This window comes from Campylobacter sp. CFSAN093233 (assembly GCF_011068165.1).
GTDB lineage: Bacteria > Campylobacterota > Campylobacteria > Campylobacterales > Campylobacteraceae > Campylobacter_D > Campylobacter_D jejuni.
This window is the reverse complement of sequence record NZ_JAAMWY010000007.1, coordinates 40137-57539: the sequence shown is the minus strand read 5'-3', so window position 1 is coordinate 57539 and position 17403 is coordinate 40137. Positions and strand designations below refer to the sequence as shown.

16 protein-coding genes, 1 tRNA gene and 1 pseudogene are annotated in these 17403 nt (G+C 30.5%); 5 read left to right on the top strand and 13 right to left on the bottom strand.

All coding sequences use genetic code 11. The features are described from left to right. Positions 1–5: 5 nt before the first annotated feature. Positions 6–80: transfer RNA gene (locus FBF15_RS06535), tRNA-Gly, on the bottom strand. Positions 81–151: 71 nt separating this feature from the next. After that, on the bottom strand, positions 152–904 hold the full coding sequence (locus FBF15_RS06530) for a hypothetical protein (RefSeq protein WP_002909849.1): 753 nt from the start codon (positions 902–904) through the stop codon (positions 152–154). A 72-nt stretch (positions 905–976) separates the two neighbouring features. Between FBF15_RS06530 and mutY the strand changes: the two genes are divergently transcribed. Beyond that, entirely contained in the window at positions 977–1996 is a 1020-nt protein-coding gene (mutY, locus tag FBF15_RS06525; RefSeq protein WP_038816653.1) for an A/G-specific adenine glycosylase, read from the top strand. Here the strand turns inward: mutY and FBF15_RS06520 are convergent. Next, positions 1982–3241 (bottom strand): MFS transporter, encoded by a 1260-nt coding sequence (locus FBF15_RS06520; RefSeq protein ID WP_002874088.1) that lies wholly within the window; start codon positions 3239–3241, stop codon positions 1982–1984. The genes mutY and FBF15_RS06520 overlap by 15 nt on opposite strands. Before the next feature lie 178 nt (positions 3242–3419). On the opposite strand from FBF15_RS06520, the gene FBF15_RS06515 reads away from it, so the two are divergent. After that, positions 3420–4277 (top strand): radical SAM/SPASM domain-containing protein, encoded by an 858-nt coding sequence (locus FBF15_RS06515; protein ID WP_207307112.1) that lies wholly within the window; start codon positions 3420–3422, stop codon positions 4275–4277. Here the strand turns inward: FBF15_RS06515 and FBF15_RS06510 are convergent. The 4 genes and pseudogenes from FBF15_RS06510 to FBF15_RS06495 form a co-directional block, all read right to left on the bottom strand. Then, entirely contained in the window at positions 4274–5080 is an 807-nt protein-coding gene (locus FBF15_RS06510; RefSeq protein ID WP_165434612.1) for an ABC transporter substrate-binding protein, read from the bottom strand. The two genes, FBF15_RS06515 and FBF15_RS06510, sit on opposite strands and share 4 nt — an antisense overlap. Beyond that, positions 5077–5853 (bottom strand): ABC transporter ATP-binding protein, encoded by a 777-nt coding sequence (locus tag FBF15_RS06505; protein WP_038816651.1) that lies wholly within the window; start codon positions 5851–5853, stop codon positions 5077–5079. Before FBF15_RS06505 ends, FBF15_RS06510 begins: the two co-directional genes overlap by 4 nt. Next, a pseudogene (locus FBF15_RS06500) lies at positions 5853–6839 on the bottom strand (iron ABC transporter permease). Before FBF15_RS06500 ends, FBF15_RS06505 begins: the two are co-directional and overlap by 1 nt. Then, a complete protein-coding gene (locus FBF15_RS06495) occupies positions 6814–8946 on the bottom strand; it encodes a TonB-dependent receptor (RefSeq protein WP_038816649.1) in 2133 nt (710 codons plus the stop codon). The pseudogene FBF15_RS06500 and the gene FBF15_RS06495 overlap by 26 nt, the downstream one beginning before the upstream one ends. Before the next feature lie 193 nt (positions 8947–9139). On the opposite strand from FBF15_RS06495, the gene FBF15_RS06490 reads away from it, so the two are divergent. Beyond that, a complete protein-coding gene (locus tag FBF15_RS06490) occupies positions 9140–9895 on the top strand; it encodes a HugZ family heme oxygenase (protein WP_038816620.1) in 756 nt (251 codons plus the stop codon). Between the two features lie 13 nt (positions 9896–9908). On the opposite strand, the gene prfA is transcribed toward FBF15_RS06490, so the two are convergent. From prfA to FBF15_RS06460, 6 genes are all read right to left on the bottom strand, one after another. Continuing rightward, positions 9909–10976 carry a peptide chain release factor 1 gene (gene prfA, locus FBF15_RS06485; protein ID WP_165434611.1) on the bottom strand — a complete coding sequence of 356 codons (1068 nt, stop codon included), beginning with the start codon at positions 10974–10976 and terminating at the stop codon, positions 9909–9911. 18 nt (positions 10977–10994) lie between these two features. Further along, positions 10995–11258, bottom strand: a complete 264-nt coding sequence (gene rpsT, locus FBF15_RS06480; RefSeq protein WP_002856547.1) for a 30S ribosomal protein S20 — start codon at positions 11256–11258, stop codon at positions 10995–10997. Between the two features lie 78 nt (positions 11259–11336). Continuing rightward, positions 11337–11837, bottom strand: a complete 501-nt coding sequence (locus FBF15_RS06475) for a phosphatidylglycerophosphatase A (protein WP_002851418.1) — start codon at positions 11835–11837, stop codon at positions 11337–11339. A 4-nt stretch (positions 11838–11841) separates the two neighbouring features. Continuing rightward, a complete protein-coding gene (locus FBF15_RS06470; RefSeq protein ID WP_002868300.1) occupies positions 11842–13002 on the bottom strand; it encodes a sulfate adenylyltransferase in 1161 nt (386 codons plus the stop codon). Beyond that, on the bottom strand, positions 12980–13867 hold the full coding sequence (locus FBF15_RS06465; RefSeq protein ID WP_002868301.1) for a response regulator: 888 nt from the start codon (positions 13865–13867) through the stop codon (positions 12980–12982). Before FBF15_RS06465 ends, FBF15_RS06470 begins: the two co-directional genes overlap by 23 nt. Then, a complete protein-coding gene (locus FBF15_RS06460; protein WP_002868302.1) occupies positions 13864–14979 on the bottom strand; it encodes a bifunctional 2-C-methyl-D-erythritol 4-phosphate cytidylyltransferase/2-C-methyl-D-erythritol 2,4-cyclodiphosphate synthase in 1116 nt (371 codons plus the stop codon). The genes FBF15_RS06465 and FBF15_RS06460 overlap by 4 nt, the downstream gene beginning before the upstream one ends. Positions 14980–15101: 122 nt before the next feature. Here FBF15_RS06460 and FBF15_RS06455 point away from each other — a divergent pair, with 122 nt between their 5' ends. Together FBF15_RS06455 and FBF15_RS06450 are read left to right on the top strand one after the other, a co-directional pair. After that, positions 15102–16208: an Mrp/NBP35 family ATP-binding protein gene (locus FBF15_RS06455; protein WP_165434610.1), complete on the top strand. Its 1107-nt coding sequence runs from the start codon at positions 15102–15104 to the stop codon at positions 16206–16208. A gap of 25 nt (positions 16209–16233) precedes the next feature. After that, complete coding sequence (locus FBF15_RS06450) at positions 16234–17394, top strand: 2,3,4,5-tetrahydropyridine-2,6-carboxylate N-succinyltransferase (RefSeq protein WP_002851311.1); 1161 nt, start codon at positions 16234–16236, stop codon at positions 17392–17394. The last annotated feature ends 9 nt before the right edge of the window (positions 17395–17403 follow it).

The following is a 17403-nucleotide window of genomic DNA, read 5'->3' as shown; positions in this document are numbered from 1 at the left end:
GATTATGGAGCGGGAAACGAGATTCGAACTCGCGACCCCAACCTTGGCAAGGTTGTGCTCTACCCCTGAGCTATTCCCGCATAAATTTCTGAAAGAATTGAAGATAAAAGTATAGCAAAATAAACTTAAAAGGAGTTTATTTTGCCTTAAGTTATTTGCAAATAAATAAAGCTTTCGCACTTAAAATTTGTTCTTTTTCGCTGATAATTGGAGATGAAAGTTCTATATTGTCAGATTTTGCATTTAACATTCTAGGTGCGATATTGGCATTTGTATTTACTTGTAAATTTTTCAATACACAAGTTTTATTAAGATCTAAAGAGTAAGTTTTTTCATATTCGTATGATGTTTTTAAAAGCTCTTTGTAGAGATTTTCTTTGTTGTTGTTTAGTGTATCTTTTGAAAATTTTGTTTGTATGGCTGGTGTTGAAACGCTGATGAAATTATTTTTAGCTATGATAGAATTGATGTCATTTAAAAGCTTGTTAAAATCTGCAAGTTGGTTTTCTTTAAATTCACATTCTAAATTCGCATCAAATCTTTGACCTTTTGGAGTTTGTATACCATCTTTATAGGAAAAATTAGGTTCTAAAGAAAAACTTCCTCCGCTACAAAAATTTTCTTTTTTTGAGCGTTCTAAAATTTGATTGAAAGTATTTGTGATTTCAGCTTTTTCACTATTGTCTAATGTAATTTTTGAACTTAAATTTTCATTTGCCCAAAAATTAATATTTGCATATAAAATATCGGGTTTTAGCGTATTGCTTACTTCTATATTTCTTGAAAAATATAAATCATGATTAGAGTCTTTTTTGCCTAAAAATTCTACATTAAAAACCACGCCTGCAACAAAAAGTAATAAACATAAAAAACCTACACCTAAACCTTTAAAAAAAGCTAACATGGATATCCTTAATAATTTAATTTGAGCTAATTTTAGCAAAAAATTTTAAAATTTTTTGTTATACTCTCATTTATGCAAAAAAAAGAGCTTGAAAAACTACAAGAAAATTTACTTCTTTGGTATGAAAAAAATGGACGCAAAACTTTGCCTTGGCGTAATTTACAAAGTCAAAATTGTGATGAAAGTTTAAAGCATATTGATAGAGCTTATGGGGTTTATATCAGCGAAATTATGCTTCAACAAACTCAAGTTAAATCAGTTTTAGAAAGGTTTTATTTCCCCTTTTTGCAAAAATTTCCTACTTTAGAAAGTTTGGCTAATGCTAATGAAGACGAGCTTTTAAAGGCTTGGCAAGGACTTGGTTATTACACTCGTGCTAGAAATTTAAAAAAGGCAGCTTTAGAATGCGTGGATAAGTTTGGGGCTAAATTACCTAAAGAAGTTGAGGATCTAAAAAAATTAAGTGGTATAGGAGCTTATACAGCAGGCGCTATAGCTTGTTTTGGCTACGATCAAAAGGTTTCTTTTGTTGATGGCAATATACGCCGTGTGCTTTCTCGTCTTTTTGCTTTGGAAAATCCTAGCATGAAAGAACTTGAAAAAAGAGCTAAAGAGCTTTTAAATTTAAATCATGCCTTTGATCACAACCAAGCTTTGCTTGATATAGGGGCTTTGGTTTGTGTGGGTAAAAATGCAAAGTGTGGGATTTGTCCTTTGTATGATTTTTGTCAAGGCAAATTTCATACAGAGCTTTATCCAAGAGCTAAAAAAATACTTTATGAGAGTTTAAATTTAAATCTTTTTTTGTTTGAATTTAATAAAAAATTTGCGATACAGAAAAGCCAAGATAAGCTTTATAAGGGTATGTATAATTTTCCTTTTTTTAAAGAAGGAGAGTATAAACTTTCTAAAGATATGGGTTTTGTAGGGGAGTTTAAGCACAGCTATACTAAGTATAAACTTAATATCAAGGTTTATCATCAAATTTTAAACAATGAAAATAAAAATTATAAATTTAAAACCTTAAAAGAGTTAGAAAGTACCGCACTTTCGGCACTTTCTTTAAAAGCGTTAAAATTAATTAAGCTCTGATTTTTTAGGCAAACATAAAGTAGCTATAAGCATGATGATTGTAAAAATAGCTATATATATAAAAAAGCCATTTTCTATACCTGCATTTTTAAATTGTAAAGCAACCCAAGGAGCAGATCCTCCAAAAACAGCATTTGAAATAGCATAACCCAAACCTGTCCCTAAAGCTCTTACATGTTCAGGAAAAAGTTTTGCTTTAAAAATCCCAGCAACTGAAGTATAAAAACTTAAAATAACAAACAATAATACCACCAACATAAATGTCAAAGAAGGATTATTTTGTGCGTTATTGGCTATAAGTGAAAAAATAGGATAAATTCCTACCAATGCCAAAATACAAAATACAATTAAAGATCGTTTGTGACCTATTTTATCTCCTATATATCCAAAAAGAGGTTGAATGATCATTAGTATAAATAAAGCACCTAAGAAAAGATTATTAACAAGCATTTTATCCATACCCGTATTTTCCATAAAAGTTTTAGTATAAGTTGTAATAGTATAAAAAGCTAAAGAACCTCCAGAGGTAACCCCAAGTACCATTAAAAAAGGTTTCCAAGATTTGCATAATGCCTTTAAAGTACCACGATCTTCATGCTGGTGAAGTTTTGTAGCACTTTCATTCATCATTTTTCTTACAAAAAGCGAGCCTAGTGCTAAAATTCCGCCTATTGCAAAAAGTATTCTCCAAGCATAATCTTTCATATCATCAATGCTAAAAAATAAAAACATTATACTAATGCTTGCAACGGCCAAAAGTTGACCACCTATTAGGGTTACATACTGAAAAGATGAGTAAAAACCGCGTTTTCCTTCCGTAGCAAGTTCTGAAAGATAAGTAGCTGCTATGCCATACTCCCCGCCTACACTAAGACCTTGAATAAGTCTTGCTATTAAAAGCAAGATAATAGCAAGATCGCCCACTGTATCTTTGCTTGGTAAGGCTGCTATCATAAAAGAGCCCAAAGCCATTAAAACCACTGATATAACCATAGATTTCTTACGACCTACTTTATCAGCCAAAGAACCAAAAAGCCAAGAACCTATAGGACGCATAAAAAATCCTGCTGCAAAAACTCCAAAGGCATTGATTTGCTGGATAACAGGATTATCTGAAGTTGAAAAAGTATGAGCAAAATAAGTTGCTGTAAAAGCATAGATATAAAAGTCAAACCACTCTACTAAATTTCCACTACTTGCAGCAATAATAGAGCGAATTTTTTTCGTGCGAGTAAGCTCTTGCATAAACCCTTCCTTAATTTTAGATTTTTATTTAAGTATAGTGTGATTTTTATTTAAGTATAGTGTGATTTTTGTTTAATATATTTAAAAATAAAGAAGAGAAATAAAAAAGATAAAAATATTGATAAAAATGTTACATATTTTAATAAATTTCAGTAAAATGTTTACTCTAGGAAATACAATGAAATTTAAAAAAATATATATAGAATTAAGCGATATTTGTGGTTTAAAATGTGATTTTTGTCCTTCTCAAAAAGGAAATCGCGGGGTAATGAGTGAAGAAAAATTTCAAAACTTAGCTTATGAAATTTCTAATAAAGCTGAGCTTTTTACCTTTCATCTTTTGGGTGATCCTTTGCTTTTGCCTAATTTGGAAAATTATCTAAAAATCGCAAAAGATGAAGCTATGAAACTTGAAATCACTACAAGTGGCTTTTATCTAAATTCTAAAAATCAAGCTTTATTGTTAGGGTATGAGAATATCCATCAAATCAATATTTCTTTAATGTCTTTTTTAAGTCAAAGCAAAATTTCTTTAGAGCAGTATTTTAAGCCTATTTTAGAACTTTGCAAAAAGCATTTAGAGCAAAAAAGCCTTTCTTTTATCAATCTAAGACTTTGGAATTTAGACACTAATTTTAAAGTGCCTAAGTCAAATTTAAAAATTTATGAGTTTTTGGCCAAAGAATTTGAAGCTAAGATCGATGCAAACTTAAGTAAAAATCGCTTACAAAGACATATTTTGCTTCATCAAAATAAACTTTTTAAATGGCCAAATTTAAAAGATGAACCCCTTTATAAAAAAGGAAAATGTCATGCTTTAAAAGAGCAAATTGGGATTTTAAGTGATGGAAGTTTAGTGCCTTGCTGTTTGGATACTAAAGCAGATATTAACTTGGGAAATGTTTTTGAAAATAACTTTGATAAGCTTTTTAAATCACCGCGTATAAAGATGATGAAAAAAGCTTTTGAAGAAGATAAACGCATAGAAAAACTTTGTCAAACTTGCGAATTTTTTAAAGCAAGATTGAGTGATTAAAAATTGTTATTTTCTAGCTTTGTTTTAAATTCTTGAATTCTATCTATTATCTTAGGACTAAGACGTAATAATATATGTGTATCTTTGTTAAAATAAATACTTCCTGTTTTAACTGCTTTGGTATTTTTCAATAAAGCATTTGTATCTAAAAGATTATTTTTGGCATCTATTCCAAGAATGAGTATATCTGGATTTTGTTTAAGTATGTATTCTGCTGATATAACAGGTCTTGAAATTCGACTTTGCGGACTTAAATTTTTAATCCCTATGAGTCTTAAAATATCAGCTATTAAAGAATTATCATTAAAGGCCATTAAAGGGTTGCTAGAATAAAGATAAATCGCACTTTTATTTAGGGGTTTATCGCTTAATTTTTTTAAATTTTGAGCAAATTCTTGTTTTAAAAGCTCTGCTTCTTTTTCTTTTTTGGTGATTTGGCCTAAGGTTGTGATATTTTTTGTTATATCTTCTAAACGCTCGGCTTTTAAATTGATACTTTTGATACCAAAATTTTTAAGTCCTTCTTCTAAATTTAAAGAATAAGAGCTTAAAATCACCAAACTTGGTTTTAGTGCTACTATTTTTTCAAGTGAAGGATTTGAAAAAGTGCCTACGCTTGTAAGTTTTGAGGTTTGATCTTTAGGATAGATATTTGAGTGTTGTAAAGTGGCAATGCCTACGATTTGATCTTCAGCCTTAAGCATAAAAAGGGTTTCTATGCTTGCAGGATCAAGCACTACAAGGCGTTCTTTTGCATTTAGTGTGATTAAAAACAAACTCATAATAATTAAAATTTTTTTCATTTTTTCTCCTTTAAAGCTAAAATATAAGGTTTAGAATTTTTATAAATAATCTCGCAGTTTAAATCATAAATTTCTTTTAAAATTTCTTGAGTAAAAAGCTCTTTACTCGTTCCAAAATACTTTATCTCCCCTTCTTTTAAAAAAAGGATTTTATCGCAGAACATAGAAGCTAAATTTAAATCATGCAAGATAGCAACAACGGCTATATTTTTTTCTTTAACTAGTTTTTCGCAAAGGCTTAAAAGCTCTATAGCATAGTTTAAATCAAGGGCTGAAGTGGGTTCATCTAAAAAAAGAATTTTTGGCTTTTTAAGTAAAGCTCTTGCTAAAAGCATTCTTTGAAATTCACCTCCGCTTAAAGAAAGTATGCTTCTTTCTAGAAAATTTTCAAGTCTTAAATCTTTAGCAAATTTTTTAATTTCTAAAATATCTTCTTTAGAATAAGAACTAAAAGCGTGTTTTAAATTCGCATATTTGCTCATTAAAAGCACATCGATGACTTTTAAAGGGGTGTTTAATTCTGATTTTTGAGGCACAAATCCGCAAATTTTGGCAAATTCTTTAAGAGAAAAATCCTTGATATTTGTGTTAAAAAGACTTATCACTCCTTTATTTGGACTTAAATTTTTAAGTATAAGTTTTAAAAGAGTGCTTTTGCCTGAGCCATTTGGCCCTAAAATTCCTATAAAAGCTTGGTTTTTAAGTTCTAAATGAATATTTTTTAGTAAATCTTTTTGGTGATAAGCAAAGCTTAAATCATGTATTTTTAGCATTATAAAAATCTCCTAGCGCTTAAAGCCAAGTATAAAAAAATAGGAGCTCCAAAAAATGCAGTTAAAATTCCAATCGGAATTTGTACAGGGGCTAAAAGAGTTCTTGCTAAAGTATCACAAATAAGTAAAAATAATCCTCCAAATGCTGTACATAAAGGGATAACTAAGGCATTATCATAATTTTTAAGCAAAAGTCTTATAGTATGAGGAATGATGAGTCCAACAAAGCCTATAAGTCCGCTAAAAGCAACCGCAAAAGATACAGCCAAGGATGAGACGATGAGTAAATTTATCTTTAATTTTTGAGCATTTACCCCTAGATTTCTAGCTTCATCATCTCCGCTTAAAAGTATGTTTAATTCGTTTTTATGAGCGTAAAAATAAAACAAACAAAAAATTAAAGGCAAGATTAAAATTCCCACACGAAACCAAGAAGCATTGCCTATATTTCCCATAAGTCAAGCGACTATTTTAAAAGAATCCTCGCCTATAAGATAAGTGAAAAAAGAAGTAAAAGCTCCTAAAAAAGATGAAGCTGCTATGCCGATAATGAGTAAAGTCGCTATAGAAGCTTTAGAAGAAATTTTAAAAACTCCTAGGGCAAAAAAGGCAGAGCAAACAAAACCTAAAATTCCATAATAATAATCATTCAATTTTAACAAATACGCCAAAACCGCTCCAAAGGTTGCCGCAGAAGCTATACCTATGATATAAGGATCGGCTATAGGATTTGAAAATACATTTTGAGTGATAGCCCCACTACTAGCTAAAAGCATACCGATTAAAATCGCCATTATAATGCGTGGTAAGCGTCCATCTATGATGATTTGTCTTAAAATTTCATCTTGGCTAAAGATATATGAAAAAAGTTCTTTTGGGTTTAAATTCTCATCTCCTAAGCAAAGTGCTATAAAAGAAGCGATTATATAAGCTACCAAAAGCCCTATAATCACTAAAATTTTAGAATGCGTATTTAAATTCAACATAGTAGTTTCTGCCATTCCCAACTAGGTATTGATCATTTATACTGTCTTGATAGGTGTAGTATCTTTTATCGAAAAGATTGCGAATTCCTGCTAAAATTTGTAATTTTTTATAATTATATTTCATGCCAATATCTGTTAAAAAATAATCCCTTATCCAAGAATTTTTAGACATTTTTCCTGTATTTTCATCTATAGTTCCACCATCTTTTGCTCTAGAAAAATAGGTTAAATCAATAAAATTTGAGAAATTTTTATTCCAAGCGTATTCAAGCCCAGCTGTGGCTTTGATTTTTGAAACATAAGGAATTCTCACGCCGTCATTAACACCTTTAGAAATTTTAGCATCAAGATAAGTTAGACTTTCTCTAAAGATTAAATCATCATCTAAAAAATTTTGACTCAGGCTTAATTCTACTCCTAAACGGCGAGTTTGATCTATATTATAATATTTCCACCAAGATCCACTAGTAGAATGAGGGTTTCCAAGATAAGAAATTTCATCTTTGCTTAGGGTGTAAAATAAAGTTAGATTAAAGCCGTAAAAATCCCACCAAAAATCATCAATACCTAGTTCAAAGGTATCAAAGATCTCAGCTTTTAGGTTCGACGAATAATAGGGTGGTATTCCATTACCAGTTTTGTTGCGATTGACAAATTGAGCAGGTGTAGGAGAAACAAAACCTCTTTCGTATTTAAGATAAAGATTGCCTGTGTCAGAGTATTTAAAGTTAGGGGTGATTTCAAAAGCAAAATTATTGGTGTTTTTATCGGTATCAAAAAGGGTTGTTGAGTCTGTGATTATAGGATTTGATGATGGCGGTCTTCCGTTCATACTCATTTCATTTCTATAAGATCTATTGGTATTATAAGTGCTAAATTCATATCTAGCTCCACCGGATAAAGTGAAAAATTCATTAAAATTATGAGAATCAAGAGCGAAAATAGAATGGCTTTGTTTAGTCATATCCATTAAAGTTGTCATCCTGTGATAATTTATGACACCTGGAACGCTATAATACACCAAACTCTTTCTTTTTGCATCATGGTTTGTAAATTCATAACCAAAAATAAAATAAGAATTATTTGCATAATTTAGCTTGTTTTTTAAACTTATCCCTGTAAGTGTGTCTTCAAAACCACTTCCATTTTGATAAGCTGTAGTTCCCATCATAGAAATTTCATCTTTTAGATAATTGATCTTTTGATTTTGCCAAAAAGCTTCTAGGTTAAATTCCCATATATCATCAAAATAGTAATGATAATCCAAAGAAATTTCAGGGCGATTGATTTGTGTGATATTGTCACTATTGCCTTTTTGGGTTGGATCGCTTTGAGCTTGTGCTTTTGTTAGATAGCCACTGCTGGTATTTTTGCTTTTAAAATAATTATAACCCAAAGTTAAGTCGCTATTATCATTGATATCAATATAGGTTTTTGTGTTGATAAAATAGCCTTTTTCATTATAACCTTTTTGATATCCATCAAGGTTAAAACTTTGTATATCAAAGCTAAAAGCTAAATTTTCATTTATTTGTTTGGCGCCATTGATACCTAAATTTCCACCTAGTCCACCATGATTATAGGTACTGCTTTTTAAATTTATAGCAAAAGCATCTGATTTTTGTTTTTTTGTAATGATATTAATCACGCCACCTCTAGTACCACTTCCATAAAGCACAGATCCACCCCCAGGTATGATTTCTATGCGTTCTACATTATCTAAATTGATACTATCTAGTGGGGTTACACCATGGGAATTATCAAGAACATTAATAGCATGCCCATCAATCATAACTTTTACAGCTATATTGGATTTATTTCCTTGTCCACGCATATCTATATTGCGTCCAAGTCCAAAATTTACAAAACTAATGCCCGAAATTCTTTCTAAGGCTTGTTCTAAAGAAACATAACCTTTATTTTGTAGATCTTTGCCTTCTATGCTGATTACATTGCGTAAATTTGAATCCGCATCTTGTTCAAAACCTGTTGTACTAACAACAACTTTTTGTAGATTGATAGCTTTATTTGATTCTTGTGCATTTAAATTAGTTATTAGCAATAATGCAAATAAAGATAATTTAAAAGCTTTTTTATTTGGGTGCAAATTTTACTCCTTAAATAAAATAAATAATGATAATTTATATCATAATAATTTAGAAATAAATTTATCCTTTATTAACTTAATCTAGTATAAATTTTTGTTAAAATAGATAATTTATATATTTTAAGTGCTTTTTAATTTGATAATTGATACCATTTTTTTTAATATTTTATTTTAAAATCAAGAAAGGATAAAAATGAATTTTGAAAGCATTATTTCTCATATGAATGATCATCATAAATCAAATTTAGTCGATCTTTGTAAAAAATTTGGTGGTATTGAGCAAGTACAAGATGTTTTTCTAAAAAGTGTTGATTTTAATGGCTTAGATCTTGTTTACAATGATAAAGAAAATTTACGAGTGGAATTTCCTAAAAAAGCCGATGAAAACACGATTAAAGATGCTATAATATCCCTTTGCATGAGTGCAAAGAGCGAGCAAAATTTTAGTGGCGTAGAAAAAGAATTAAATGAATTTATGCTAAGTTTTAATTCTGTAGCTTTGGCAACTTTAAATGCAAATGGAGAAGTTGTTTGCTCGTATGCACCTTTTGTAAGCACACAATGGGGAAATTATATTTATATAAGTGAAGTAAGCGAACATTTTAACAACATCAAAGTAAATCCAAACAATATAGAAATAATGTTTTTAGAGGATGAGAGTAAAGCCGCTTCTGTGATACTTCGCAAAAGATTGCGCTATAGAGTAAATGCAAGCTTTTTAGAGAGAGGTGAAAGATTTGATCAAATTTATGATGAGTTTGAAAAACAAACCGGAGGAGAAGGAGGCATTAAAACTATACGCAAGATGCTTGATTTTCATCTAGTAAAGCTTGAATTTAAAAAAGGACGCTTTGTAAAAGGTTTTGGCCAAGCTTATGATATAGAAAATGGAAATGTTATACATGTAGGTGCTAGTGGAAATCCACATAAATTCCTACATAAGCATTAATTTATATAAAATCTTATAAATTTTGTTCTTGTAAAGCTTGGGCTTGATGATGAGTGATTAAAGGTTCTATGATTTCATCAAAAAGCCCATCTTGCATAATGGCATCTAAGCGATATAAAGTAAGATTTATTCTATGATCGCTGATACGATTTTGTGGAAAATTGTAAGTGCGAATGCGTTCACTTCTATCTCCGCTTCCTACTTGTGATTTTCTTGCTTCACTTTCTTTTGCCAGTCTTTCACTCTCTTGCATTTCATAAAGCCTTGCTTTTAGGACTTTCATCGCACTTTCTTTATTTTTGTGTTGGCTTTTTCCATCTTGATTGACTACAACTATACCTGTAGGGATATGAGTGATACGAACAGCTGAATCAGTAGTATTTACACTTTGTCCACCATGTCCTGAAGATCGCATAACATCAACTTTAAGATCGTTTGGATTGATTTCGATTTCTATATCATCAACTTCTGGCATTACTGCCACGGTGATAGCAGAAGTATGCACGCGTCCTTGGGATTCTGTTTGAGGAACTCTTTGAACACGGTGCGTTCCACCTTCATATTTAAGTCTTGAATAAGCTCCTGTTCCTTTAACAAGCATGATGATTTCTTTAAATCCACCTACACTTCCTTCACTAGAACTTACAATCTCAAGTTTATAGCCACGATTTTCAGCATATCTTGCATAAGCTTTTACAAGATCTCCTACAAATAAAGATGCCTCATCGCCACCTGCGCCTGCGCGAATTTCAAGAAAAATATTTCTTTCATCATTGGGATCCTTAGGAAGAAGTAAAATTTTAATCTCTTCGTCAAGCTTTGGTTTTAATTCTTCTAAAGTTTTTAGTTCTTCTTTCGCAAGTTCCCCAAGTTCTGGATCGTTTAGCAAAGCTTTATTTTCTTCTATATTGTCTAAAGTTTTTAAATACTCTTTAGCTTTTAAAACGATAGGTTCTAAATTTTTTTGTTCTTTAGAGAGTGTAGTCATTTTACTGATATCGTTGATTATATCAGAACTGCTAAGAAGAGAATTTAACTCTTCAAAGCGTTTTAAAAAAGGATCTAGTTTGCTAGCTAACATTAAAAACTATATAGAAAATTATGCGATTTTATTTACTAAAAGGGCTAAGCGGCTTACACGGCGAGAAGCAGTTTGTTTTTTAATGAAACCGCGACTTACCATAGCATGAATGCTTTTATTAGCTACTTTTAAAGCTTCATTAGCAGCATTTTTATCTCCATTTGCTGCAGCTTCTCTTACGGCTTTAGTTATATTTTTAAGTCTTGTTCTATAGAATCTATTTCTTTCTGTTTTTTTAATAGTTTGTCTTGCTCTTTTTTCAGCAGATTTATGGTTTGCCATTTATATTTTCCTTTTTTGAAATTAAAGACTAAATTATATAAGAATAAAATTTAAAATTTAATTAATTTAAGCAAAATTTCAAAATAAGTCTTTTAAATTTATATCCCAAAAAACTAAATTAAATTTAAGTAAAAATCCATAAATTACCGCACTTAAAAGTCCAGCAAACAATCCTGCTAACATATCATCAAGCATTACACCTAGTCCGCCTTTGACTTTTTTATCTATCTTACCAATAATAGAAGGTTTTGTAATGTCAAAGAGTCTGAATAAAACAAAAGCCAAAATAAAATTGACTATCGAGTTTTCAACACTTGCTGCAATAGCACAAGCAAGAAAAACTCCAGCAACCTCATCGATAACTATGTGTTTGTCATCGTGAATTCCTGTTTTTTTTTCATAATCATCTATAACACGAATACTTGCAACAAAAATTAAAATGCTTAGTAAAAACAAAGTATTAATCCCGAGATATTTAAGTATAAAAAAAGCAGGTATTAAAGCAGCGATAGTACCAAAAGTCCCACTTGCCTTTTTTACAGAACCTGAATAAAAAAAAGTTAAAAATAATTTTTGCATTTTATTACACCATATAAGACATTTGATGAATTTCTAAAAGTTTTTGATAAAATTCTTCATCATTTTTGTATTCTAAAATTCCATCAGTTGGAAAAAGCTCATTATAAATTTTTTGCATATTTTTTAATCTATTTGGAAAAAGAGAAGTTAAAATAACACTAGATACTTCCTTGCGCATGAAAATTGCTGGAGGAATGATACCCGCTCTTAGTAAATCTTTTAAAGACTGAGAATTATAGTGCAAATGGTGATGACAACCATGAGGGCAAGATCTTGTGCTAACAATCATGCGACATTGATCGCAAAATACAAATTCAGGCAAAACGATCACTTCTATGCCATAGTCCTTGGAAAAATCATCAAGTATGGTTTTTGGTTGGTTATCGTCATAAAACATTCCAAGTCCTGTATGATTTTGTCCTACTACTAGTTTGGTACAACCTAGACTTTTTGCGATAATACTTTCTAAGCCAGGATTTAAATGAGCGTGAAAAATATTAATATTTTTTAATGGAAAAATGAAAATTCTATCCGGTGGAAGATAGTTTTGAATAAATTTTTTCAAATATGCTTCTTTAAGTTCGAATTCAAACCCATTTACATCAAAAGATTCTACAAGAAAAATTACAACTAAATCTGCTTTATCAATAGTCCAACGAAACATTCTTTCATGGGCACGATGCAAAGGATCAAAACTTGAAACTATAGCAGTAATTTTTTGTGCATTAAGATTGTTTTTGATTTGTTGAAAATTTTCTTTTATTTTTTCAATTTGAGAATTATAAATTTCTATTTTTCCACTTATGCAAGTTGTTCCCATGTCTTCTAAAGAGCAAGTGTTAGGACTGAAAATATCAGAAAAATTTTTATTATTTTTAAATTGGCTTTTAAAATCTATATGTCCTACTACTTTTTCATCTAGTATGAGATCGATTCTATCGCCAGATTTTATATCATTTAGTGCTTCTTCAGCATTTTTTGGTGCAAAGCTTAAGGGATAGGGAAAACTTTCTCCTTTAAATTTTCCTGATTTAATGATTTCATTGACTTCTTTTTCATTCATTAAATGAGTGCAAGTACCTAGCAAACCTTCTTTAATAAGTGACAAGATGCCAAATTCATTTTGATCTATGGTAATGTTTTTATTTTTTCTTGCTGATTTCATATTTCTTCCTTTTTTCCCATAAAGATTTACGTGAAATGCCTAATTTTTTTGAAAGATCAGTATCAGGAAATATATTTTGGTAATTTATAATAACATATTTTACATACTCATCTATAGTTAAAATTTCATTGCTATTGATATTTTTTTCATTATCATTTAAATTAATGCAGTTTATTTTTAAATCATCTGTATTTGAATTGGTATGCAAAATAACATTTTTGTTTTGTATAAAATCTAGGAGTTTTTCCTTTTCTGTTGCTTTTAATGCTTGAAAATTACTCAAAAATAAGAGATTGTTTTCTGTGGGAAGTTTCATAACTTTTTCAACTGAATTTGTAGATGTTAAATCAATAAAAGAAAGAGTAATGTCACATTCATTTGCATAATTAAAAACAAAAGCATCAGCACTGCTTTGCTTGTTGGATTTTAATATCAATGGAAGTTTTAATTTTTTATAATTATACTCTGGAATTTTGATTGTTTCTAATCTTGATTTGATATAGCTTTGATAAGCTTTATTAAGAATTGAAAGTTTTCTAAAATCCTGATAATGCTTTATTTTTCTAATCAGCTCTTCTATCATAAAGGGTTTTTGAATATAATCACTAGCACCTAATTTCAAAGGATTTGAAACTGTATCTGTACTTATATAAGAAATAAGCAAAATAATAATACTATGTTTAAACTGACCTACGGCTTTTAGAAAATTATTAGTATTTGTAGAAAGCAGTATAATGTCATAGTATTTTTCACCATTGTATTCATCAAACGAGTTAATAATTTCACAGCTATATCCAGCATCACTTAGTTTAATGCTAATGCTTTGCGCTAGATAAATTTCATTTTCAATAATTAAAACTTTCATAATCTTGTCCAATCAAAATATTTTAAATTTACATTACTAAGCACCGCCATACCTTCTTTTCTTCCAATAAAACCCAATTTTTCCGTTGTTGTGGCTTTAACATTGATTCTAAATTCATCTAAATCTAAAGTATGAGCTATATTGCTTTGCATAGCTTGTTTAAAGTCTTTAAGTTTAGGGCTTTGTGCCATGACGCAAATGTCTATATTAATGAGTTCAAAACCTATTTCTCTGACTTTATCATAAGCTTGTTTTAAAAGCTCCATGGAGTTGGCATTTTTAAATTTCATATCAGTATCAGGATAAAGCTCTCCTATATCTCCAAGTCCTGCAGCACCTAAAATCGCATCGGTTAAAGAGTGAGCCAAAACATCTCCATCGCTGTGTGCTTTAAGCCCCATAGTAGGATGAATTTGCACTCCTGCTAAAAGCAAAGGGCGATTCTCTCCAAATTCATGCACATCAAAACCATTGCCAGTAAAAATTTCAAAGCTAGGTGTAGGCAAATCAAGTTTTTTAAGATCTTCTTTAAAGGTTAGTTTTCTTGCATTTTCTTCACCTTCAACAAACCAAATTTTTCCACCCATTGCAGCTATAGCTGTGCTATCATCTGTAAATTCTAGGTTTTGATCCAAGGCTTTTTTAAGCAATTTGGTTTTAGAAATTTGCGGGGTTTGAATGAGTTTGATTTTTTCTCTTTGCAAGGCTTCATTGTCAAAAAGTGTTGTATCTGCAACTTTTAAAGCAGGGGTAATACAATCTGCTTTATCTAAATTTTCAATCAAACGATCAAACAAATTTTTACTCACCAATACCCTTGCTACATCACTTACCATAACAAATTCGCTATCTATGAGCTCTAAGGCTTTTTTTAAGGATTCTGCTCTGGTATCACCACCTTCTATGAATTCATAGTTTTTAGTAAATTTTTTCATATAAGTGATATTACTAGAGGTAACAACTATTTTTTTAAAAGGATAAAAAGAGCTTAAATTTTTTGTTGCATAAAGCCAAAGAGGGTCATTTCCAAGTCGTAAAAATTGTTTTTTTACCTTTGTATTAAAACGAGTAGAATTTCCAGCTGCTAACATAATGAGGCTCATTTCACTCATTTTTTCATTCCTCTTTTTAATATTGTTGGTTTTTATAATGTTACCATATTATACACTTATAAAAAGCTAAATTTTATCATTTTATTAGTAAAATTGATTTTTTTAAAAGACAAGGAAAAAATATGAAAGAACAAATTTTAGAGAAATTAAAAACTGTAAAATATCCTGGTTTTGAAAAGGATATAGTGAGTTTTAACTTTGTAAAAGATATTAAAATTCAAGATGATGGTGTATTCATTGATATAGAAATCGTTTCAGCAAATCCTGAAGTAGCTAATGAAATTCGTAAAAATATTATTGAAGCTTTATTGAGTTTGGCTTTAAAAAATATTGAACTTAATATCATTACTCCAAAAATTCCTGAAGAAAAAAGTAATTCAAGAAGTGGAAAAAATATCGCTCCACAAGTAAAAAATTTCATCATGGTTTCAAGTGGAAAAGGTGGTGTGGGTAAATCTACAACTACAGTAAATTTAGCAATTTCCATGGCTAAAATGGGAAAAAGAGTAGGTATTTTAGACGCGGATATTTATGGGCCAAATATTCCAAGAATGCTAGGTGAAACCAAAACTCAGCCTGAAGTAGTAGGGCAGAGATTAAAGCCTATTTTAACTCATGGTGTTTATATGATGAGTATGGGGGTTTTGATCGAAGAGGGTCAAGGCCTTATGTGGCGTGGAGCTATGATTATGAAAGCAATCGAGCAACTTTTAGCTGATGTGATTTGGCCTGAACTTGATGTATTGTTTTTAGATATGCCTCCAGGAACAGGCGATGCACAAATTACTTCTGCGCAAAGTATTCCTATTACTGCAGGAGTTTGTGTAAGCACGCCTCAAACCGTATCTTTAGACGATAGCAAAAGAGCTTTAGATATGTTTAATAAACTTCATATTCCTATAGCGGGTGTGATTGAAAATATGAGTGGATTTTTATGTCCTGATAATGGTAAAGAGTATGATATTTTTGGTAAAGGAACAGCTGAAGATATGGCAAAAGCCTATAAAAGTGAAGTTTTAGCACAAATTCCTATAGAAATGATAGTAAGAGAAGGTGGAGATGAAGGCAAGCCTGTGAGTTTTTATCACCCTGAAAGTGTGAGTTCAAGGCGTTATTTAATGGCGGCTGAAAAAATTTGGAGTTTTATAGAAAAGATTAACAATGAAGGTGGTGCGGATAATTCTGCTATACAACCTGTGATGAATGGAAAAAGTGCGTGTTCGCATTAAAAATTAAGTGGATAAGGAAAAGAAAATGATTAATACTAAAGAAGATTTTTTACTTTTAATCAAACAAATCGAGCAAAAAAGTGGCTATAAAAAACCTAAAGCTTTTGGTATAGCAAGGCTTGATAGAGGACAGTTAAATAAAAATAAAATCTTACAAGCAAGTTTTGCTTTGATTAACTATGAGCAAAATTTTGGCTCAGCGGCAATCATGCTTGAAGCTTTTATGCAAAGGGGCGTGGAGATTGATTTTAATGCGAGTGAGTTTGTGCAAACTTTGAAATTAGAAGATATTGATTTTGCACTTTCTTGTTTTAAACCTTTTTTAGAAGAAGATGGGCATCAAAATATTGATTTATTAAAGATTATCAAAGATAAATTTAAAGACGATGAATTTTCTTTTGTTTGTCTTTTTGAAGATAAAGAACCTTTAAGTGTAGAAAGTATTTATCTAAAACTTTATTTGCTTTCTACTAAAAAAGTACCTTTAAGAAGTATCAATTTAAATGGAGCTTTTGGACTTTTAAGCAATGTAGCTTGGAGTGATGATAAGCCTATCGAGCTTGAGTATTTAAGAGCAAATGAAATGCGTTTAAAAATGAGCAATCAATATCCAAAAATCGATTTTGTTGATAAATTCCCAAGATTTTTAGCACATATTATCCCTGAGGATAATACAAGAATTTTAGAAAGTTCTAAAGTAAGAATGGGTGCGTCTTTAGCAGCAGGAACAACCATCATGCCAGGGGCAAGTTATGTGAATTTTAATGCAGGTACAACAGGAGCTTGTATGGTTGAAGGGCGTATTAGTTCAAGTGCTATAGTAGGAGAAGGTTCTGATGTAGGTGGCGGAGCTTCGATTTTAGGTGTTTTAAGTGGAACAAGTGGCAATGCTATAAGCGTAGGCAAGGCTTGTCTTTTAGGGGCTAATTCAGTGACAGGAATTCCTTTAGGGGATAATTGTATAGTTGATGCAGGTATTGCAGTGCTAGAAGGAACGAAATTTTTACTCAAAGATGCCGAAGAACTTGCTAAACTTAATCCTTATTTTAATTTTGATAAAGAAATTTACAAAGGCTTAGAGCTTAAAGGTTTAAATGGGCTACATTTCCGTCAAGATTCTATAAGTGGTGCTATGATAGTAGCTTTAAATAAAAAAGCAGTCAAACTTAATGAAGCCTTGCATTGATATAAATTT